General features: G+C 54.4%; 23 protein-coding genes. 8 read left to right on the top strand and 15 right to left on the bottom strand.

Annotation, left to right across the window (positions count from 1 at the left end):
- Positions 1 to 95: 95 nt before the first annotated feature.
- From KKW20_RS13675 to KKW20_RS13695, 5 genes are all read right to left on the bottom strand, one after another.
- Positions 96 to 608 (bottom strand): GNAT family N-acetyltransferase, encoded by a 513-nt coding sequence (locus tag KKW20_RS13675; protein WP_214568460.1) that lies wholly within the window; start codon positions 606 to 608, stop codon positions 96 to 98.
- Positions 608 to 1,135: a GNAT family N-acetyltransferase gene (locus KKW20_RS13680; protein ID WP_214568461.1), complete on the bottom strand. Its 528-nt coding sequence runs from the start codon at positions 1,133 to 1,135 to the stop codon at positions 608 to 610. Before KKW20_RS13680 ends, KKW20_RS13675 begins: the two co-directional genes overlap by 1 nt.
- Positions 1,136 to 1,148: 13 nt before the next feature.
- Positions 1,149 to 1,688, bottom strand: a complete 540-nt coding sequence (locus tag KKW20_RS13685; RefSeq protein ID WP_214568462.1) for a GNAT family N-acetyltransferase — start codon at positions 1,686 to 1,688, stop codon at positions 1,149 to 1,151.
- A gap of 204 nt (positions 1,689 to 1,892) precedes the next feature.
- A complete protein-coding gene (gene rpmA / locus KKW20_RS13690; RefSeq protein WP_214568463.1) occupies positions 1,893 to 2,162 on the bottom strand; it encodes a 50S ribosomal protein L27 in 270 nt (89 codons plus the stop codon).
- 21 nt (positions 2,163 to 2,183) lie between these two features.
- Entirely contained in the window at positions 2,184 to 2,774 is a 591-nt protein-coding gene (locus KKW20_RS13695; RefSeq protein WP_214568502.1) for a 50S ribosomal protein L21, read from the bottom strand.
- A gap of 304 nt (positions 2,775 to 3,078) precedes the next feature.
- On the opposite strand from KKW20_RS13695, the gene KKW20_RS13700 reads away from it, so the two are divergent.
- Entirely contained in the window at positions 3,079 to 5,235 is a 2,157-nt protein-coding gene (locus tag KKW20_RS13700; RefSeq protein ID WP_214568464.1) for a tetratricopeptide repeat-containing sulfotransferase family protein, read from the top strand.
- 66 nt (positions 5,236 to 5,301) lie between these two features.
- Here KKW20_RS13700 and KKW20_RS13705 read toward each other — a convergent pair whose 3' ends face one another.
- The 6 genes from KKW20_RS13705 to purC form a co-directional block, all read right to left on the bottom strand.
- Positions 5,302 to 6,081, bottom strand: a complete 780-nt coding sequence (locus KKW20_RS13705; RefSeq protein ID WP_214568465.1) for an HpcH/HpaI aldolase family protein — start codon at positions 6,079 to 6,081, stop codon at positions 5,302 to 5,304.
- A 65-nt stretch (positions 6,082 to 6,146) separates the two neighbouring features.
- On the bottom strand, positions 6,147 to 7,481 hold the full coding sequence (locus KKW20_RS13710) for a sigma-54-dependent transcriptional regulator (protein WP_214568466.1): 1,335 nt from the start codon (positions 7,479 to 7,481) through the stop codon (positions 6,147 to 6,149).
- A 31-nt stretch (positions 7,482 to 7,512) separates the two neighbouring features.
- Positions 7,513 to 9,291 carry a sensor histidine kinase gene (locus KKW20_RS13715; RefSeq protein ID WP_214568467.1) on the bottom strand — a complete coding sequence of 593 codons (1,779 nt, stop codon included), beginning with the start codon at positions 9,289 to 9,291 and terminating at the stop codon, positions 7,513 to 7,515.
- A 36-nt stretch (positions 9,292 to 9,327) separates the two neighbouring features.
- The gene (purQ, locus tag KKW20_RS13720; protein WP_214568468.1) at positions 9,328 to 9,996 is read right to left on the bottom strand and encodes a phosphoribosylformylglycinamidine synthase subunit PurQ; all 669 of its coding nucleotides are present in this window, start codon (positions 9,994 to 9,996) and stop codon (positions 9,328 to 9,330) included.
- Positions 9,996 to 10,226, bottom strand: coding sequence for a phosphoribosylformylglycinamidine synthase subunit PurS (gene purS / locus KKW20_RS13725; RefSeq protein WP_214568469.1), 231 nt, complete (start codon positions 10,224 to 10,226; stop codon positions 9,996 to 9,998). Before purS ends, purQ begins: the two co-directional genes overlap by 1 nt.
- 11 nt (positions 10,227 to 10,237) lie before the next feature.
- Positions 10,238 to 11,002, bottom strand: a complete 765-nt coding sequence (purC, locus tag KKW20_RS13730; protein ID WP_214568470.1) for a phosphoribosylaminoimidazolesuccinocarboxamide synthase — start codon at positions 11,000 to 11,002, stop codon at positions 10,238 to 10,240.
- 238 nt (positions 11,003 to 11,240) lie between these two features.
- Between purC and KKW20_RS13735 the strand changes: the two genes are divergently transcribed.
- From KKW20_RS13735 to KKW20_RS13760, 6 genes are all read left to right on the top strand, one after another.
- On the top strand, positions 11,241 to 11,552 hold the full coding sequence (locus KKW20_RS13735) for a DUF1476 domain-containing protein (RefSeq protein WP_214568471.1): 312 nt from the start codon (positions 11,241 to 11,243) through the stop codon (positions 11,550 to 11,552).
- Between the two features lie 167 nt (positions 11,553 to 11,719).
- Entirely contained in the window at positions 11,720 to 13,708 is a 1,989-nt protein-coding gene (locus KKW20_RS13740) for a phosphatidylglycerol lysyltransferase domain-containing protein (RefSeq protein WP_214568472.1), read from the top strand.
- Between the two features lie 100 nt (positions 13,709 to 13,808).
- Positions 13,809 to 14,822, top strand: a complete 1,014-nt coding sequence (gene bmt / locus KKW20_RS13745) for a betaine--homocysteine S-methyltransferase (protein WP_214568473.1) — start codon at positions 13,809 to 13,811, stop codon at positions 14,820 to 14,822.
- Between the two features lie 480 nt (positions 14,823 to 15,302).
- Positions 15,303 to 16,007, top strand: a complete 705-nt coding sequence (locus KKW20_RS13750) for a corrinoid protein (RefSeq protein WP_214568474.1) — start codon at positions 15,303 to 15,305, stop codon at positions 16,005 to 16,007.
- 96 nt (positions 16,008 to 16,103) lie between these two features.
- Positions 16,104 to 16,289: a hypothetical protein gene (locus KKW20_RS13755; RefSeq protein ID WP_214568475.1), complete on the top strand. Its 186-nt coding sequence runs from the start codon at positions 16,104 to 16,106 to the stop codon at positions 16,287 to 16,289.
- Positions 16,290 to 16,398: 109 nt separating this feature from the next.
- Entirely contained in the window at positions 16,399 to 17,046 is a 648-nt protein-coding gene (locus KKW20_RS13760) for a DUF1638 domain-containing protein (protein WP_214568476.1), read from the top strand.
- 97 nt (positions 17,047 to 17,143) lie between these two features.
- Here KKW20_RS13760 and KKW20_RS13765 read toward each other — a convergent pair whose 3' ends face one another.
- Positions 17,144 to 17,554, bottom strand: coding sequence for a SufE family protein (locus tag KKW20_RS13765; RefSeq protein ID WP_214568477.1), 411 nt, complete (start codon positions 17,552 to 17,554; stop codon positions 17,144 to 17,146).
- 122 nt (positions 17,555 to 17,676) lie between these two features.
- Here KKW20_RS13765 and KKW20_RS13770 point away from each other — a divergent pair, with 122 nt between their 5' ends.
- On the top strand, positions 17,677 to 18,147 hold the full coding sequence (locus KKW20_RS13770) for a hypothetical protein (protein ID WP_214568478.1): 471 nt from the start codon (positions 17,677 to 17,679) through the stop codon (positions 18,145 to 18,147).
- A 35-nt stretch (positions 18,148 to 18,182) separates the two neighbouring features.
- Here KKW20_RS13770 and rnd read toward each other — a convergent pair whose 3' ends face one another.
- From rnd to purM, 3 genes are all read right to left on the bottom strand, one after another.
- A complete protein-coding gene (rnd, locus tag KKW20_RS13775) occupies positions 18,183 to 19,343 on the bottom strand; it encodes a ribonuclease D (protein ID WP_214568479.1) in 1,161 nt (386 codons plus the stop codon).
- Between the two features lie 109 nt (positions 19,344 to 19,452).
- Complete coding sequence (purN, locus tag KKW20_RS13780; RefSeq protein WP_343207597.1) at positions 19,453 to 20,067, bottom strand: phosphoribosylglycinamide formyltransferase; 615 nt, start codon at positions 20,065 to 20,067, stop codon at positions 19,453 to 19,455.
- Positions 20,064 to 21,113 carry a phosphoribosylformylglycinamidine cyclo-ligase gene (gene purM / locus KKW20_RS13785; RefSeq protein WP_214568480.1) on the bottom strand — a complete coding sequence of 350 codons (1,050 nt, stop codon included), beginning with the start codon at positions 21,111 to 21,113 and terminating at the stop codon, positions 20,064 to 20,066. The genes purN and purM overlap by 4 nt, the downstream gene beginning before the upstream one ends.
- Positions 21,114 to 21,123 lie beyond the last annotated feature (10 nt).

Here is a 21,123-nt window from a genome sequence, read left to right on the forward strand (position 1 = left end):
TCTGAACTGGCTTTGGCGATAGAGGGAAATGGCGTCAGGCTCAAGTCTTTGGCGCTACAAACCCGCGTTTTCCACCCTAAAACGAGATATTAGCATCATTTTGCAGGCGGACGGGGCAGAGCAAATTTTTGAACCGGCAGGTCCTTGCCTTGCGCCTGACAAAATGCTGTCGCTGTGCCACATTTTGAAAAGCCCAGTTTTTGCAAAACGCTTCTGGAAGCAACATTGCCCTGAAACACCGCGGCGCCGATCTGATCCCACTCATACCGCGCCCAGCAATGTTTGATCAATTCGCACGCCATTTCGGTTGCAAATCCTTTGCCCCAAGCCTCGCGCGCGAGCATATATCCAAGCTTTGGTCCATCAACATCCTGCGACACGATTCCCATACCACCGACCATCTGACCTTTGTTAAAGACCGGACCAGCCATCCCCCATTTTGGGTCAAACGGCTTGCAACGCTCCAACGTACGGCTCGGGACTGCGGGCCACGGCCAAGTGGCTGTCCATTTTACAACGTCAAAATCAGAGGCAAGCGCATGATAGGCGTCATAATCCGCGAGTGTTGCCCGGCGCATCATCAAACGATCAGTGATCAGGCGTGTCATCATTTTGATTGGTCCCAGTCCGCCCGATTTAACCAGTCCGCCCGGTTTAAGCTGACCTTAATCAGAGGAACGGCTCGCCCTTGTGCTTGCGAATGCTCAGAAATAACGCGGCCAGTTGGTTGAAACCCAAGCTTTTTAAGAACGGCGCAGGAACCAGAATTGCCCTCGAAATACCCGGAGCTAAGCACCCGCGCCCCGGAGGTTTCAAAGTACCAATCCGTCAGGGCCTCGGCCGCTTCGGTCATATAGCCTTTGCCGTGAAACGGCTTGCCCAACCAATAGCCAAGCGTGTCGCCAATACCGATCACACCAATCACGCCCTCTTCAGTCTGAATGGCGAGCCCCTCAAAGACAGACCCCGCCTGAAGGTACTCCAGAAAGGCGTCAAAGTCGTCTGCTGTGTATGGATAAGGCACAACCGTCAGCCAGCGCGAGACATCAATGTCGTTTAACAAACGAACAATGACGTCCCGATCACCACAAGTCAGCGGGCGCAAAATCAGGCGCGGCGTTTCGATATTTTCCATGAACAGCAATCACTTACGCAAACTTGTGCATGTAGGTCCAGGTTGGAACATTGGCCGCGCGCGCAACACAGTGACTTTCCGCGTCCCCAATATACTCAAACCCAGCATTGGTCAGAACACGCGCCGAGGCCGGATTATCCTGAAATACTTCTGCAAAAATTTCACTATTTTTCAGCGGGTTGGCCGAAATCATGGCGCGTACGGCCTCTGACGCGATACCGGCATTCCAAAATGCGGGCGCCACCCAATAGGACATTTCCGATTGGCCACGATCTAATCGGGTCAGTGTAACCACACCCAGCACTTCCTGCTGTTCTGTCAATGCCCCGTCAATCACCCAAGCATCCTGCGGTTGAGACCCGTCCAGAGCACGTTGGATGAAGCCTTCTGTCACGCCATCAGGCAACGGATGTGGAATAGATCGCGTGCTGCGCGCCACACGTTCGTCGCCCGCATAAAGCGCCATCGCACCTGCGTCGGATTTGCGCACGGGGCGCAAAACGAACCGGTCAGCGGGGATAACGGGTTGGCAAGAAATCGTATCGTACATCATGGCTTTCCCTCCTCCGAAAAGCGCAGATTGCCAAATCTTCAATTTGTGGATGGCCCGCCCGTTTAGAGAGCTGACTATCTGGCAAAATGGTTAACAAAACTTAAAGGTCCAAATGCGACATCCCAGTTCGATCGGCCCCAAAACAGAAAAGGGGCCGGCTGTTGCAGCCGGCCCCTGAATTTTCATCACCTTACAGGTTTCGACTTACTCAGCGGCCTCCGCCACTGGGAGAACCGAAATAAAGGTGCGGCCCTTGAGGCCCTTGTGGAACTTCACTTTACCTTCGCTGGTTGCGAAGAGGGTGTGATCACGTCCCATACCGACGTTTTGGCCTGCCCACATTTTGGTGCCGCGCTGACGCACGATAATGTTGCCGGGAACGACGTCCTGACCACCAAAAATTTTGACGCCAAGGCGACGACCGGCTGAGTCGCGGCCGTTACGGGATGAACCGCCTGCTTTTTTATGTGCCATGCTATCTCTCCTTAGCTCAGATTAGGCCAGTGTTTTGGCCTGCTCGACCCAGTCTGCTTTCACTTTAACAGCCTCAAAGCTGTCAACGTCGATCGCAGCCAGTTGGGCGAAGGTGGTGACGCCGGCATCAGCCAGCTTTTTGGCAGCGGCAGGGCCGACACCAGTGATGGTGGTCAAGTCGTCGCCACCCGCTTGAGCGGGAGCTTCGGCTTTAGCAGCTTTTTTAGCGGCAGGTTTTGCAGCAGGCGCAGCAGCACCCGAAACAGAACCAGCACCCATTGCAGCTTTTACACCAGATTTATCAGCGCCCTTTTCGAGGACTTCAAGGATCTTCACCAAAGTCAGTTTCTGACGGTGGCCCTTGGTACGCTTTGAGCTGTGCTTACGACGGCGTTTCACAAAGTTAATCACTTTGTCGCCTTTGATCTGATCGATCACTTCTGCTTGAACGCCCGCGTCTGCGACGACGGGGGTACCAACAGTGGTGCCAACCATGAGAATCTCGTTGAACTGGACAGTGTCACCAGCTTCGGCCGCCAGCTTTTCGACACGCAGGATGTCGCCAGCTTGGACCTTATACTGCTTGCCGCCGGTTTTCATAACCGCAAACATATGATCTTCCTTCATTTTCCGCGTCCTACGGCCCCGGTTTGACCCGGTGTTCCAAGGATGGGTCTGGCCCATCTTGCCCCGAACGGCGCGCCCATATGGGCCGCAATTAAACTCACTGGTAAAGGGAACCCCTTACCAGACTGGCGGCTTATCGGGGGAATTGGGACTTAAGTCAAGAAAAATAACAGCAAAGCCCGACGGAATGCTCAGCTTGTGCTTGCCTCCATGGGCAGGCCATATTAGCCAATGACCACGCGAAAAGACCACTTAGCATTCTATACCAATCCCTGCGGAGAACCAGCCCATGACGCAAAAACGATCAAAATCATCGGCCCCCATGTTCCCGCTGGCAAGTCAGGCGGCAAAAGCAAATGTTGGATCCACCACGGGGATGCAACAGACCAACCTAAAGGTCGCCCAAGCCCAAACTGCCATTCGCATGGGGCATGCAAAGATGTCTCAGGGCAAATTCAAAGAGGCGGTAGACGCCTATCAAACGGCGGCGCGCATTCTACCCAAGGAAATCGCTATTTGGACGGCATATGCAAAATCCTTGTCGATGCTTGGGGACAAAACGGCCAACAAACGCGCCCAAAAGTTATTGAAAAAATCTGGCCTGCCCGGCCCCGCACAGAAATCCATCGTGACCGAGATGTCGCGCAGCAACACCAAAACCTCGCGCACCAGCACCGGGATTTCTAAGGAAGTGATCAACCAGCTTCTGACCCGCTTTAACAACGGGGATGCGCAAGGCGTTGCGCAGGAGGCAAAGGCCCTCGCTGAGGTGCATGGTTCAAATGAAATCATCCGATTGATCCTGGGGGCCTCGTTGGCAGCGCTGGGTCAAAACGAAGGTGCAGAAGCGGCTTATCTGGAGGCATTGTCCATTGCCCCAGATTACGCAGAGGCCCAAGCAAATCTGGGCGAGCTTCTGACCGCGCAAGGGCGGTACAATGATGCGTTGGAGCATCTTCAGGCGGCGTTCCGTCAAATTCCCTCGAACCCGAAAGTCCTGGGAAACCTTGGCCGCGCCATGAAAGAGGTGAACCGCACACATGAGGCGCTTAACTATCTCGACAAGTTCTTAGCCCTCGCGCCGAACACGCCTTTTGCGCAATTTCTGCGCGCCGAATGCCTGATCACGTTGGAGCAGGGTGAAGAGGCGATTAAAGCTTTGGATGCAATGCCCGAGCAGCATCGTTCAAACCCAGAACATCTTGTTTTGCGGGCCGTTGCCTTAGATCAAACCGGGCAAACGGACGAGGCGCTGGACCAAGTCCGAGACGCAGCCAAGCTTGCCCCAACCCAAATTCGTGTTGTCACGGTGTCGGCAAATCTGTTGCAGCAGCATGGGGCGTTTGACGAAGCAGAGGCGCTGTTGGTCAAAGCGACCGAGCTGGGGTTAAAACATGGTGCGGTGTACCGCCAGATCACAAGCGGGCGGAAACTCGACAAAGACGAACCTCTTGCGCTTGAAATGCTGGACCAATGGGTTTCAAACCCCGAGATCAAGGGGCGTGCAGACCTTGGGTATGCCTTGGTCAAATTGATGGAGGACAACAAGCAGTATGACAAGGTATGGCACTATCTTGACACGGCAAACACCATCCTGCGCACCGAGTTCCCCAACCCAAAAGGACGCGACCGTCGAGAGTTGACGCAAATGCTATCCTTCGTCGGGGATATGGATCTTACGCGCGTGGGAAAGGTTGGCTATCAAGACGACAGTCCAATTTTTGTCACCGGTCTGCCCCGGTCGGGCACCACGCTTGTGGAGCAAATTCTTTCAAGCCATTCGCGTGTGACAGGCGGGGATGAAATGGCGCTTTTCCATACGATGGGCTTTAATCGCGCCTCGGACGTTTTGGCCAAGGGTGGCAAAATCAACGATATGACACCCAAAATGCTTGAAGAGATTGGCAAAGACTATCGAGACGCCGTTCTGAAACGTCACCCGGGCGCAGATATTGTAACCGACAAGTCAATCTCGACCTATAAAGTTGCGCCTTTGGTGTGGCTTGCCCTTCCCAAAGCAAAAATTGTCGCGCTGAAACGTGACCCACGCGACAATCTGTTTTCGATGTTGAAAAACCGGTTTGTGTCCGGGCTGCACACTTACACCTATTCTCAATCAGATCTGGTTGAGGTTTACCAATTGTTCACCGAATATCTTGCCGCGTGGCGTGAATTGGCAGCCGACCGGATCTATGAAATCCAATATGAAGAACTCGTCGCCAATCCCGAAGTTGAAGTGCGCAAGTTGTTGGAGTTCTGCGAGTTGGGTTGGGAAGACGCCTGCATGAACTTCCACCAAAACACCCGCAAGGTGAAAACCCTGTCGATCCACCAAGCCCGTCAGCCCCTTTATAATTCCTCAATTGGCCGTTGGCGCCGTTACGAGGAGCATTTGGGCGAGATGTTGGAGGGGCTTACGGGGATGGTCGGCGTACCGGAAGACTAAGGCGGCGCCCCCCACAGAGTGACCCAAAAGGGCTGCCAACGGCGGCCCTTTTTAAGTTTTTCAATGTTACGTTTGCGTGGCCAAACGCGCCGCTGCCAAATTCGCTTGCAAGGATGCGCGCAGCAAAGATGCCTCTGATCCAACGCCAAAAAAGGTCACACCAAGTTGGGCATAATGACCAAAACTGGCCGCATCAAAACTTAGAATGCCCGCCGCTTTGCCCGCTGCTCGAATGTCAGCAATACCTTTTTCAATCGCCGCTTTGACATCTGGATGGCCGGGGTTTCCCAAATGCCCCATGTCAGCCGACAGATCAGCGGGGCCAATAAACACCGCATCCACACCATCCGTCCCGGCGATAGCTTTGATATTTTTCATAGCTTCTCTGGTTTCAGCCTGCAAAACCAAACAGATCTCACCATCGGCGTTTTCCGCATAATCCGCATTATGCCCATAAAGTGCCGCTCGTGCGACCCCTGCCCCCATACCGCGCACACCGCGCGGCGCATATTTGGTGGCGGCGACAATGGCTTGGGCCTGGGCACCTGTATTGACCATTGGCACCAACAGACTTTGCGCGCCAAGATCCATCACTTGCTTGATCACCCAGTCTTCACCGATGGGGACACGCACAATGGCGGACGTGTCGAACTGTCCCAACACGCGGAGCTGTTCCAGGATGGTATTCGGGTCAAACGGCGCATGTTCGCCGTCTATCAAGCACCAGTCATAGCCTGTTGCACCAACAATCTCGGTCGCGGAGCCTGACCCGAGGTTCAGCCACATCCCGAGCTGCATCTCACCTTTTGCAAGCGCGTGTTTTAGCGTGTTGGTTGGCGCAGGCATATGATTATCCTCAATATATTTATCATCTTAACGATATCCTACACACGGCCCCCAACAAGGGAGGTTCACTGTAGATAGTCGGCCCGCTGCAACCCATATTTTGCCATCTTTTCGTTCAGCGTCCGCCGTGGAAGGCACAGTTCATCCATCACCCCAACAATCGACCCTTTGTGGCGCCGCATTGTGTTGTCAATCAACATGCGCTCAAAGGCTTCAACATATTCCTTCAAAGGCTTCCCTTCGGTGGTCATCACCGGTTGCGCCTCTTCGTGGTCATTCATCAACAGTGACGAAATCGTGCCCGTTCCACGCCGTGACTGAAGCACCGCACGTTCGGAGATATTGATCAACTGGCGAATGTTTCCGGGCCAAGGCGCTTGCATCAATTGGGCCGCCTCCTGCACGCTGACGGTGGGGGCGGCACAGCCATATTCATCGGCAAACTGATCCGCAAACCCAGTGAACAACATCAAAATATCTTCGCCCCGCTGGCGCAGCGGCGGCAAGGTGATTTTCATCGCAGCCAAGCGATAAAACAGATCGGGGCGCAGGCAATCTTCGCAGGTTTTGCCCTGTTCTTGCAGGTTGCAAATCGCGACAATGCGTGTTTCGGCTGGGGCACCTTGATCATTCATCCAGGTCAATAAACGCGCCTGAAGCCCCATCGGCAGTGCCTCGATATCTTCCAACACAAGCGTTCCGCCACGCGCCTCTTCGACATAAGGCTGGTTGCCACCCTCTTCCATTGGGCCAAACAAGCGACGCCCAAGCGCGTCCTCATCCGTGTCTGTGCAAGACACGACCACAAATTTATTTCCGGCCTTGGCCCCAACCGCATGAAGGGCGTGGGCCACGAGTGTTTTACCCGTCCCAGTTTCGCCCTCAATCAAAGCATGGCCATCCGACTGGCCGATATCCAGAATGTCTTCCCTTAGACGTGACATGACCGGGGATGCGCCGATCAGTTTCTTCATGATGGTGGTGCCATCCCCCAGTTCCTTGCGCAAAGCGCGGGCATCAAGCGCCAGACGCCGCTTATGCGTGGCTTTCTTTACCAGGTTGGTCATGTTGTCTGGGTTAAAGGGCTTTTCCAGGAAATCAAATGCCCCGACCCGCATCGCCTCCACCGCCATGGGGACATCGCCATGACCCGTAATCATGATAACGGGAAGCGAGCTGTCCAGCGACATCAGCTTTTTCAGGAAATCCATTCCATCCATGCCCGGCATCCGAATATCCGAAATCACCACACCCGGATAATCAGGTCCAATCCCCTTCAAGGCGTCCACCGCCGAGGGGAAGGTTTCGGTTTGAAAACCTGAAAGGGCCAACCACTGAGAGATGGACTGACGCATATCTTGTTCGTCATCCACAATTGCAACTTTTATTGCCTGAGCCATGGCTTTTCCTCCGCCATTTTCACCGGCCACCTTATTCAGCGGCTTCAATATCACTGTCTTCTTCATCTAAGATAGGAAGCTCAACTTCAAATACAGCCCCCCCATCTTGCCCATTTCGGGCGGTTAACCGCCCACCAAAATCAGTGACAATCCCCGAAGAAATTGCCAAACCCAGCCCAACCCCGTCCCCCGGGGCCTTGGTGGTGTAGAAGGGTTCAAACAGATTATCGAGATCCGTGACCCCCTCGCCATTGTCGCGCACGGTGATCAAAGCGTAATCCCCGCGGCTCACAATGATGTCCACCTGTGGGGCATCCACTGTTTTTGTGGCATCAATGGCGTTGCGCAACAAGTTGATCAACACCTGCTCCAGACGCAACCGATCCCCCATGACCATCACCGGATTGCGGGGAATATTGCGCGTGATGCGCACTTCGCGGCGCTTCAGCTGCGGTTCCATCATCGACAACGCCATAGAAACAGATTTCCTGATGTCCATCGGTTCAAACGCATCACCGCCTTTGCGGGCATAGGATTTTAGCTGCCGGGTGATCGCCCCCATGCGCTCAATCAGATCATCAATACGCTGGAAACTGGATAAGGCTTCATCGGGTCGCTTGCGTTGCAGCAACAGTTTGGCACCGGCCAAATAGGTTTTCATGGCTGCAAGCGGCTGGTTCAGCTCGTGGCTGACAGCGGCCGACATTTCCCCCAAAGCGGCCAGTTTGGAGCTTTGCGCCAGTGTCTGCTCCGCCACCTGAAGGTTCTTTTCAGCCCTCTGCCGCTCTGCGATCTCCCTTTGCAACTGGTCATTAAGCTGCCGCAAATCCGCGGATTCCTGAGCAAAAAGAACAGACCTGAATTGGGCGCGTCGGCTGATCAAATAAAAGGTCAGCGATAAAAGCATCGCGAAAGCCATGATTTCCAACGACAAGAACGCGTTCACCTTTTCCCTGACCGACGCATAAGATGTGAAGGATGCAATCCGCCAACCCTGAAAAGGCACACGCGCTTCATGGCGCATCACCGCCTCCCCCAGAAACAGCATCTCTGACGGTAGGGCTGTCCATTCTGTGGTATTACGAAAGCTGCGCCGGATGGCGGTCATGGCTGGGACGGTCACCAGGGCATCATCTTCTTGTTTGCCACGCCAGCGTGGCTCTGTCGCCAGAATGACATCGTTCTGGGAATTGGTCACCAAAACAGCATCCGAAATTCCGGACCAGCTCTCTTCAAATTTGCGCAAATCAACTTCTACGACAATAACACCAATGACCTTGTTGCCAGCTTCGATTTTGCGCGAATAGGTGAACTCATATGCGCCTGACTCGCTTTGCGCGGTGGAAAACACCGTTTCCGAACTGCGCAGTGCATCAACGAAATAGGGGTCTGATCGGTGTAATTCCCCCAATGTTTCCCGAACAGTCGCCGCCACAGTCCGCCCATCACCATCAAGCAATATCAGTGATTTGGCTTCGATCTCTTCCCGATAGGAAATCAAACGCGCAGAGCTTTGCGAAAAATCGTCCGAATTTAGCGCATTGATCAGCGCCGGATCCCGAGACAGCAAAAGTGGCACAACCGAATTGCGCTGTAACTCGCTGATAAGGTTCCCAGAATAAAGCGCCACGCGAAGCTCTGCCCGGTTGCGCGTTGTTTCCGTATAGCGTTCGGTCAGCCAACTGTTTGAGACATAAATCACCGCAGCGGCAAGGCTGATCAACGCCAGCAAGACCACTCGCGCACGCAGTGAAACCCCTGTGCGCGGGGTCAAAGCAGGTTTGGGAGGGTGTTGGACATTATCCGCCATGGCGCAAGTCTAAGCGCCATGGCGAGGGGCCACAAGTCAGGCTGCGACCACGGCATCCACCAACGAGCGGAACATTGCCACCCCGTCAGTGCCGCCATGCATCTCATCCACGCAACGCTCTGGATGCGGCATCATACCAAGCACCCGGCGGTTCTTGGAAATCACACCCGCGATGTCGCCGGTCGATCCATTGGGGTTGTCGGTGTAGGTAAAAGCAATGCGGCCCTCGGATTTCAGCTGCGCCAGCTTTTCATCCGTGACGTTGTAATTGCCATCATGATGCGCCACCGGAACAGACAGTTCCTGCCCTTCGGAATACCCAGACAAGAAAGCATTATCTGTGTTTTCCACTTTTAAACCAACCGGTTTGCAGATGAACTTCAGATTTGCATTGCGCATCAAAGCACCGGGCAAAATACCCGTTTCAGTGAGCACCTGAAACCCGTTACAAATCCCGATCGCATAACCACCACGCTCGGTGTGACGGATCAAAGACCTGGTGATTGGGGATTGCGCGGCAATGGCCCCACACCGCAAATAATCCCCAAAGGAAAACCCGCCCGGAACACCCACGATGTCCAGATCCTCAGGAAGGTCGGTTTCTTTGTGCCAAATCATGGTCACATCGGCCCCGGCCCGCTCAAACGCGACGGCGAGGTCACGGTCACAATTTGACCCCGGAAAGACAAGTACGCCCGCCTTCATCACAGCACCTGAATGGCGTAGTTTTCGATCACGGTGTTGGCCAGAAGCTTGTCACACATGTCTTTTATGGTGTCTTCCGATGTGCCGTCAGCCACATCCAATTCAATCACTTTTCCCTGACGCACTTTTTCAACACCGTCAAATCCCAGGTTGCCAAGCGCGTGGCGCACGGCCTCGCCCTGGGGGTCCAAAACGCCGGTTTTCAGCATGACATCAACACGAACTTTCATGGGGCTCTTCCTTAGTTGATCAGGGTGGGTTTGGTGTTGGCGTGGGTCACATTTGAAGGCAGAACCCCCAAACGGCGCGCCACTTCGGTATAGGCGTCGGTCAGATTGCCAAGATCGCGGCGGAACACATCTTTATCAAGCTTTTCGCCCGTTTCAATGTCCCACAGACGGCAGCTGTCCGGGCTGATTTCATCGGCCAGAATCAAACGCGGAAAGTCGCCTTCGTAGATGCGGCCAAATTCGATTTTAAAGTCGATCAGCTTGATCCCGACACCGTACATCACGCCAGACAGATAGTCATTTACGCGCAGTGTCGTATCGACGATCTCGCCCAGCTCTTGCTGCGTGGCCCAGCCGAACGCCATAATATATTCTTCCGGAACCAGAGGATCCCCCAAAGCGTCGTCTTTATACGAGAACTCAACAATCGGGCGCGGCAGGCGTGTGCCCTCTTCGATCCCCAAACGCTTCGCCATGGACCCGGCCGCGAAATTACGCACGATCACTTCAAGCGGCACAATTTCAGCCGCTTTGATCAGCTGTTCGCGCATATTCAGGCGTTTGATGAAATGCGTTGGCACGCCAATCTGACCAAGGCCGGTCATGAAAAACTCAGACAGACGGTTGTTCAACACGCCTTTGCCTTCGATCACGTCCCGCTTTTCGGCGTTAAACGCGGTGGCGTCATCCTTGAAGTATTGAACCAGAGTGCCCTGTTCCGGGCCTTCATAAAGAACTTTTGCTTTGCCTTCATAGAGTTTTTTGCGACGCGCCATGGGATCCCCGCCATTTGAGTGCAGCCCGCGGGGTCAAACGACTCCCGCACTTGCACGCCCTATAAGCAATTCCCCCCTTTGGGGCAACATGGGGGTATCATTCTGTGCCGATTATCCGAGAAATCCACCAAATCCTCTCAAATTCCCATGAATGAGAGCGCTAGCGGGGTTGCGATGGGGCGCTTGGATAGGCATATCAAGAGCAACAGAATGACAACCCATAGATAGGGACGCCAGAATGACAACGTTTGACGATCGTGAAAACGCCTTTGAAGCTAAATTTGCCCATGATGAAGAAATGATTTTCAAGGCAAATGCGCGGGCCAACAAAAAACTGGGCCTGTGGGCTGCTGAAAAACTGGGTAAAACTGGTGATGAAGCGGAAGCTTATGCCAAAGAAGTCATCGTTGCTGATTTCGAAGAGGCCGGTCACGATGATGTCGTGCGTAAAGTTGTGGGGGACCTCAATGATGTCACCGCCGACGAAATCCGCGCCAAACGGGCCGAACTTTTGGCTGTGGCCAAGGCTGAAATGGCCGGCGACGCTTAATCGCGTTGGATTCAGAAATTATGAGGCGCGCCCATTTGGCCGCGCCTTTTTTTGTACCCATGCCCACCCTCAGCTGGGACAAGACATAAGTTCGAACAAATTGATCTGTTAACGGTCTCTTTGCAAAGCAGGCTTAAAGTAAGCCGGGGCAATGCAAAGGGTGAGGTATGCATCAAGGACGTTTCAGAGGTATTGGGCGCGAACGGCTGGCCGAGCGCCGCTTTTCCAACGTTTTGCCACATGCAGGTGGCGACGGCATTGACCTTCGCAAAATGCTGGCGCGACAAATCCTGCCGCTGGCGTTTGCCCTTGGTATTGTCTGGCTACTTTGGGGGAAAATGGATGACCTCGACGTAAACCATATCAAAACCTCACTCAAAACCGTAGCTCCGCATCAATGGCTTCTTGCCGCTTTCTTTTCCGCAATCTCATTCTGGGCACTTGGGCGCTATGATCGTGTGGTCCATCGCCTGATCGGCTCCCCCACACAATCAGGCGCTGCACAGCGCGCGGGTGTCACAGCTATCGCACTGTCGCAAACCGTGGGCATGGGGGTGTTATCATCCGCTTTGGTGCGCTGGCGAATGCTGTCAGAGATCAGCCTGTTACAAGCCACCCGGATTTCAATGATTGTCTCGGTATCCTTTCTGACGGCCTGGGCCGTGGTGGCGGCAGGGGTTGTCCTATTGGTCCCTCTGAACCTGCCAGGATCCACCTGGATCGCTTGCGCGGTCCTGGCTGGGGCCACAGCATTGGTTGCCTTCTCCGTATTTCGCCCAAATTTTCTATCGCGCTTCAACCTCCCGTCAGTAAAGGCAATGGCAGCCTTTGTGGCCCTTGCGGCAATCGATACATTTGCAGCAGGCGCAGCACTTTGGGCGGTAATGCCGGAAAACTGTGTCATAGGGCTTGTGCCGCTCGTGGCCGCCTATCTCATCGCCCTAGGAGCAGGGTTATTATCAGGGACACCCGGCGGCGTTGGTCCGTTTGAGGTGACACTTCTGGCGCTCTTGCCCCAGCTTGACCAAGAACCAGTCCTCGCGGCAATCCTTGCCTTTCGCGCAGTTTACTACGCAGCACCTGCGTTGATCGCCGCAGCACTTACCATTCGAGGTCCGGCAAATGACGCTGCACCTGACACGCAGCGCACGGGTGCTCAACTCACGGAACTTACACATACATCCTTGTTGCCCTCGCGCGTCTCTGCCGCGATTGATGCCGCCCCCCGCGCAGAATCGGCGCTACTGCGTCAAGGGTGTCTTTCCCTTTTTGAAACCCACGACAGGTGTCCCACCGCAATGGCGAAAAAAACGGGACAAAGCCTGGTGGTTGTCTCCGATCCGCTGAAGCAGGCCCACTTTCACACCGGCTTTCTATCAGATCTAACACAGGCCTCTCACAACAATTACCTTTCTCCTTTCCTGTACAAAATTGGGGGCCGGATGGCCGCCATTGCGCGCAACGCGCATTGGGTCACACTGCCGGTTGCCCGCGAAGCATGGATTTCCCCTCAAATATTTTCGACAGACGGTTCCTCTCGTCGGCAACTTCGTCGCAAACTACGACACGCCGAAAAATCGGGGGTTTATGTTAAGGTCGGCGGCGCAAACCTGCCTTTGTTGGAAATGGCCCGGATTTCAGACGACTGGCGTCGCGCCCGTGGCGCAGAGCGTGGGTTTTCGATGGGCGTTTGGCGCCCAGACACCCTACCCCATTCTCAAATCTATCTGGCGTATCAAAACGATAATCTGGTTGGGTTTATTACCCTACATAAAAACGCCCGCGAATATGGCCTCGATCTCATGCGAATGAAAGAGGACACCCCGGATGGCACCATGCATCTACTGGTCTCGTTTGCGATTGAACATGCCGCCAAACAGGGCTGTAAACGCCTTTCGCTGGCAGCCGTTCCCCTTGGCCCCAAGCCCGGCGAACCAAAAATATTTCATTATTTGCGACACACGCTGGACAAGATCAGCGGCGCATCTGGTTTGCGCCAGTTCAAAACGAGCTTTGCGCCAAATTGGGAAACACTTTATGTGTCGGCGCCCACCCGACTGGGCCTGTTGCTGGGCGCGCTGGATGTGACACGCGAGATTTCTCGCCCGCATGTCACCGGATGCAACACAACAAACCGGCAATCACCCGAGGGCTAAGTTTCAATGCCATTCATAGTTGCTATGAAACTATTGCATTTGCGCGCGGGGCAAATCCGTGGCAGGTAGCGCCTATACTTGAATTCGCCGGAGACCCGAGATGGTAGATGCGCTTACCCAGCTGTTGAATGAACGTGATTGGTTGATGGCCGATGGCGCGACCGGAACCACTTTATTCAATATGGGTCTGACCTCTGGTGATGCGCCAGAGCTTTGGAACGTCGAGCAACAAGACAATATTCGCGCCTTGTATCGTGGGGCTGTGGATGCCGGGTCAGATATTTTTCTGACCAACTCTTTTGGCGGAAATGCCTCACGTCTGAAATTGCATGATGCCCACGCGCGCGTTCACGAGTTGAACAAGGCGGCGGCTGAATTGGGTCGGGAAGTGGCGGATGCGTCTGGGCGCAAAGTCATTGTTGCGGGATCCATTGGTCCAACCGGCGAGATTATGGAGCCGATGGGAACCCTCACATTTGACGGTGCGGTAGAGATGTTCCACGAACAAGCCGAGGGGCTTAAGGCCGGTGGCGCAGATGTCCTGTGGGTCGAAACCATTTCAGCCGCAGAGGAATACAAAGCCGCCGCAAAGGCCGCGGAATTGGCGGGTATGGCGTGGTGTGGCACCATGAGCTTTGACACCGCCGGTCGCACGATGATGGGGATCACCTCTGCGGATCTTGCGCAAATGGTTGAAACCATTCCCAACCCACCCATTGCGTTTGGCGCGAACTGTGGTGTCGGTGCGGCGGATCTGCTGCGCACCGTTCTTGGGTTTGCCGCGCAAGGTTCAGAACGTCCGATCATTTCCAAAGGCAATGCGGGCATTCCCAAATATGTGGATGGGCATATCCACTATGATGGCACGCCGGAATTGATGGCGGATTATGCGGTGTTTGCACGCGATTGCGGGGCGAGCATCATTGGTGGCTGTTGCGGAACCACACCAGAGCATCTGCGTGCCATGCGCGAAGCGTTGGAAACACGCCCGCGCAGCGACACCCGCCCAACACTTGAAGAAATTGCGGATGCGCTGGGCGGATTTTCATCCAACTCTGACGGAACGGGGGATGATGAACCCAAAGCGCGTCGCACCCGCCGTCGTGGCGGCTAAGATCGTGAAAACCGATGATTGAAAAGGCCTGCCATCTGGTGGGCCTTTTTTGTGGAGAACCAATGCCTGACATTCATGGAACAGTGACTGTTGATCCACAAAGCCCTTATCCAGTCCGTCATCATTCCGTCATCACAGCTTTGCAGATGCATTAGCGAACCCCCCATCCGCAAGCCGATCATATTTTGGTATCGGATGTTTTCATCGCGCCCAACAAATGTCGAATCGGCTCTCTTGCATTCTGGCCCCCCCCCGCCGCGGACGTTGCGTCAATGCAACGTGGATATTTTACTTGTTTCCCCTGTAAACGCGCAGAACATAACGGAAACAATTGAACGATATTCACTATCCTCACGCGAATAATTCATTTGCTTTGGGGTCGGTCCAAGGGCACTCAATGTCGCAATCGTTCCAGACCGGCGTACCAAAATTGGCGCATGTGTTAAGGGACCAAGAGTTTCAGCCAAGGGAAAGGCGACCATGTCCGACCAAGAAGACGATATCATCCTGAGCGAACTGAGCGATGAAGAACTTGTTCAACAGATGCATGATGACCTTTATGACGGTCTCAAAGAAGAGATCGAAGAAGGCGTCGGCATTCTGCTGGAACGTGAATGGACGCCTTACCGCGTTTTGACCGAAGCCCTTGTGGCCGGCATGACCATTGTGGGCGCTGACTTCCGCGACGGTATTTTGTTTGTGCCAGAGGTGCTTTTGGCCGCAAACGCGATGAAAGGTGGCATGGCCATCTTGAAACCATTGCTGGCCGAAACCGGCGCGCCCCGTATGGGGAAAATGGTGATTGGAACCGTAAAAGGCGACATCCACGATATCGGCAAAAACCTTGTGTCGATGATGATGGAAGGCGCAGGTTTCGAAGTGCATGACATGGGCATCAACAACCCTGTTGAGGGCTATTTGGAAGCGCTCGAAAGAGAGCAACCAGACATCCTCGGCATGTCCGCCTTGTTGACCACCACCATGCCCTACATGAAGGTTGTGATCGACACACTCATCGAAAAAGGCATCCGCGATGACTATGTGGTCTTGGTTGGTGGCGCCCCGCTGAACGATGAGTTTGGCAAAGCGATCGGTGCAGACAGCTATTGTCGTGATGCGGCTGTGGCCGTTGAAACCGCCAAAGAATACATGGCGAAAAAGCACAATCAGCTTGCTGCTGGCTAAACATGTGATGTGAAGAATATGGATCAGGCCTCGCTTTTTTGCGGGGCCTTTTCTTTTCCCCTTTTCATTTCATCCGGGGGCCCCCACATAGGGGGAATGAGCAAAACACGCTATGCCTTTTTACTGTTGCTGGTCCTCGCCTCAGGGGGGCTGACCGTACTTGTGGCCGGCTTAGCGATCAGCAGCGGCAAGCTGAACGGGCAAACGGCTATGTCGCTTATGCCTTTGTTGTTGCTTCTATCTGTGGCAGTGAAAGCCCTTCGTCCGGATGGTAAAGACTAATTATAAACTCGGCACCTGCCCCGGTTTGCTTAGATATTTTCCGTGTTAAGTGTTAACCTGTTCGCACCACCACGCATTATGCCGATCTGCCACCAGACGAGGACCTGCCATGACCGCTTTTCGCCCGACGGATGAGAATCTAACCCGCGATGGACTTGCGCCAACCGTTGAAAAAGGACAGGTGCTGATTTTGGCCTGCGGGGCTTTGGCAAATGAAATTATCGCGGTCATTCGCCAAAACAAATGGGATCATATGACCCTGACCTGTTTGCCAGCGATCCTGCACAATACACCAGATCAGATCCCCGCTGCTGTCGAAGACGCCTTGAAAAAGCACAAAAAAGACTTCGATCAGATCTTTTTGGCCTATGCCGATTGTGGCACCGGAGGAGTATTACAAACCATATGCGACGCGCATGGCATTCAGATGATCCAAGGGCCGCATTGCTATTCATTTTTTGAAGGAACTGAGGGGTTTCTTGACCGCGCGGAAGACGAGATAGACACCTTCTATCTCACCGATTTCCTTGCGCGTGGCTTTGAAAACTTCGTTATTAAACCGCTGGGTCTGGATCGCCACCCAGAATTGCGTGACATGTATTTCGGCCACTACACCCGACTTGTCTATCAAGCGCAAACCAACAATCCTGCTCTCGACAAACTGGCACAAGACGCCGCAGACCGGCTTGGATTACGTTACGAACGCAGGTTTACGGGCTACGGCGATCTGGAAACCGCATTGGCATCAGTGGATTGATGCGTCTCAACTTAAACCTGCATCACCTAACGTTGGCTGAAAACAATGATTTCAACGCCTTAGATGATGCCCGCCGCCCTATTGACGCCAAAGCGCATTAGCTCGCCTCAGAGGCCGTTTTTCTGATCCGTTCGACCATCGAACGCACCCCGTTGGACCGCTGCGCGGAAAGATGTTCGTTTAGCCCAAGCCGCCCCAACTCCGATACAGCATCAACATCAAGGACGTCAGCAACGGGAAGACCGTTATAAAGCGCCCCAAGAACCGCCACCAATCCGCGCACAATCATCGCGTCGCTATCGCCTTGAAACCGGTAAATCCCTGCCTCAATCATGGGCTGCAACCAAACCTGGCTCGCACACCCTTCCACCTTGGTCGCAGGCACCTTCAGCGCGTCATCCAATGGCGCCATGGCTTTGCCCATGTCGATCACCATGGCGTAACGATCTTCCCAATCGTCCAGAAATTCAAAATCTTCGACAATCTCTTCAAATGCTGCGCTGGCCATCCTGCCCTCCATTGCTTCTTTTCACCTAAGGAGATCGGCTGAAAAGGTCCAGCCCTGCAATGGCTCTCTTTTCAAAAGCCGCGTCATGCGCTAACCCTTTGAGCAGAACCAAAGGAGCCCCTATGCGTATCCGAATTCTTGCTGTCTCTGCCATGTGCCTTGGTCTTACCGCTTGCGGCGGTGGCACCAATTTGAATCCACTGTCCTGGTTTCAACGCTCAGGCCCCAAAGATGTGGCCCTGATTCCCGCGGGCGGGTTTCTTGACGCACAGGATCAACGGCTTTTGGTGGCCGAAGTTGTCGAAATGAAAGTCCTGCAGGCGTCGGGTGGCGTGATCATTCGCGCCAAAGGTCTGCCGCCACGTTTGGGGTACTGGGATGCAGAACTTGTATCAAACAGCCTTGAAACGCCAGAAAAGGGCGTGCTGACCTATGAGTTCCGCATTTCCGAACCGCCCTATCACACCAATACCGGACGCGCCAAACAACGCGAAGTCTTTGTGGGGCATTTTGTGTCGAACGCGAAATTACGCAATGCCACCAGCATTCGCGTTCTGGGCACCGGCAACAGCCGTTCGATGCGCGTCAAATAGCGAAAACAGCGGGGTTAACCCGCTGCTTTTGTGCATTAAACTTCGAACACCTCGACCCGCTGACCTTTTGCGGCCAAAGCAAGCTTGCCTTCGCACAGGCGCACCGCATCATCACCAAACACCTCAGCGCGCCATCCAGACAGGGCCTGAACATTGCGCTTTCCAGCCGCCAGTGCATCCAGATCTGCCGCAGATGCAATAAGCTTCTGCGCCACTTTTTCCTGCTCACACCGGGCCTTAAGCAACACGCGCAGCAAATCCGCCAAGGCAGGATTGACCTGTAGCTTTTCTTTGTTTTGATCCGAGACCTTTGGAAGCGCGTCCTGATTGCAAGCCAAACCGTCAGCGACGGCTTTAAGAATACCCTCCGCAATATCGCCCCTGCGCGCTTCACGCAAAAGCAGGCGCGAGCGACCAAGCTCTTGAATATTTTTCGGTTTGGTTGACGCAAGCTCCAGCAAGGCATCGTCTTTCATCACCCGGTTACGCGGAATATTTCGAGATTGCGCATAGATTTCACGAAACTTTGCCAGCTCTCGTACAATTCCAAGAAAACGCCCGGAATTGGTGCGTGTTTTCACCCGTTTCCAAGCCTCTGGCGGGTCAATTGTATAGGTGTCAGGATGGGTCAATACGCGGAGCTCTTGCTCCACCCAGTCAGCCCTGCCCGTCTTGTTCAGCTCTGCCGCCAACCATTCGTAAATGCCCCGAAGATGGGTCACATCCCCAATTGCATAGGTTTTTTGCGCATCGGTCAAAGGACGACGCGACCAATCGGTGAAACGGCTAGATTTGTCCAATTGCTCCTTGGCAATTTTGCGCACCAGCGTCTCATAACCAACTTGATCGCCAAACCCGCACACCATGGCCGCAACCTGCGTGTCAAAGAGCGGTTTGGGAAACACGCCGGCTTCGACAAAAAAGATTTCAAGATCCTGACGGGCGGCGTGGAACACTTTTACAACATCTTCGTTGCGAAAAAGCTCATACATCGGCTCCAACGACAGACCCTCAACCAAAGGATCGACCAGAACCGCGTCTTCTTCGGCCTTTCCCGGAACCGCCATTTGAACAAGGCACAGCTTGGAATAATAGGTGCGTTCGCGCAGGAATTCCGTGTCCACCGTGACATAGGGATGTTTGGCGGCGCGCGCGCAAAATTCAGCAAGCGCTTCGGTGGTCGTAATGGTAATCATTTCAGTATCCTGATCGAGTGGCCCATTGGCGTTCGGGGCGGCGTTCGGGCAGGTTTACGGCGAAATTGCCCGAAAGAAAAGCCTTGTGGAAAAACGGGGTCCGTGGCGCTCACCCAAAGAACACAGGCGTCTTGTCACCTTGCGCAAATCGACGCAAAACGGCGGGGTAAAGCAGGTGTTCCTGAACCAAAACGCGCGCGGCCAGATCGTCAGCGGTATCGCCTTGCAACACCGGCACACGGGCTTGCCCCAAAATAGGCCCACCATCCAGTTCAGCCGTCACCTCGTGCACGGAACATCCGGCTTGGACATCGCCCGCATCTATTGCGCGTTGATGTGTGTGCAGCCCTTTGTACTTGGGCAGCAACGAGGGGTGGATGTTCAAACATTTCCCAGCCCAATGCCCCGTGAACCCTTCGGTCAGGATCCGCATGAACCCGGCAAGACAGATGATATCAGGGGTTGCCGCCTCAAGACGTGCGGTTACGGCCGCCTCGAACCCCGGACGATCACCTTTGTAATCGCGGTGATCCACAACCGCGGTCTCAATGCCAAGGTCGGCCGCTTTCGCGAGGCCACCCGCGTCTGGAATATTCGACAACACAAGGCACGGGCGCGCGGGGTGGTCACCGATCATCGAGTTGACCAGCGTGACCATGTTAGAACCGCCCCCGGAAATCAGGATGGCGACCCGCTTATGCGACCCTGCCCCGTCTTTTGTCACAGAAGCGACCCTAGGTATTTTACACCTTCGCCGGTTTGGATAATGCCCAGCTGGCTGACGGTTTCGCCGGCGTCGGTCAGCAGTTTGATGATGTTTTTCACCTGTTTGCTGTCGACAACCATGATCATGCCGATGCCAGAGTTAAAGGTTTTAAGCAGTTCCGCTTCGCTCATCTGGCCGGTTTCAGCCAACCATTTAAAGACAGGTGGCAGATCCCACGCATCCAGATCAACCACGGCGCCAAGGGTGTTTGGCAGCACACGCGGCAGGTTCTCGGTCAGGCCACCACCGGTGATATGGGCCAGGGCGTGAACGCCACCGGCGTTGATCGCCTCAAGAACTTGGGTGACATAAAGACGTGTGGGCGCCAAAAGCGCCTCGCCCAAGGTGATGCTACCATCCCAAGGGCAATCCGCATCCCAACCAAGACCAGAGACTTCGACCAGTTTACGCACCAAAGAATACCCGTTGGAATGTACCCCGTCCGAGGCCAGCCCCAGCAGAACGTCACCCGGACGCACACCGCGCGGCAACACTTCGCCGCGTTCCAGCGCACCGACCGCAAAGCCTGCAAGATCAAAGTCACCGTCGTCATACATGCCCGGCATTTCGGCCGTTTCCCCGCCAACCAAGGCACAGCGTGACAGTTCACAGCCTTTGGCAATGCCTTCGATGATCCGCGCCGCTTTGTCTGTTTCCAGACGCCCCGTTGCAAAGTAATCGAGGAAGAAAAGAGGTTCCGCCCCTTGGCACACAAGGTCATTCACGCACATCGCCACAAGATCGATCCCGATGGTGTCCACATTGCCCGTGTCAATTGCGATGCGCAGCTTGGTGCCCACCCCATCTGTGGCTGACACCAGAACCGGGTCTTTGAACCCTGCGCCCTTAAGGTCAAACAGCGCGCCAAAGCCGCCCAGACCCGCCATCACACCCGGACGATTGGTCCGTTTGGCGGCCGGTTTGATCCGCTCCACCAGCGCGTTGCCTGCGTCAATATCTACACCTGCATCCGCATAGGTGATGCCCTTAGACTGATCGCTCATGTCGACCCCC

Source organism: Aliiroseovarius lamellibrachiae (assembly GCF_018599245.1).
Classification (GTDB): Bacteria; Pseudomonadota; Alphaproteobacteria; order Rhodobacterales; family Rhodobacteraceae; genus Aliiroseovarius; species Aliiroseovarius lamellibrachiae.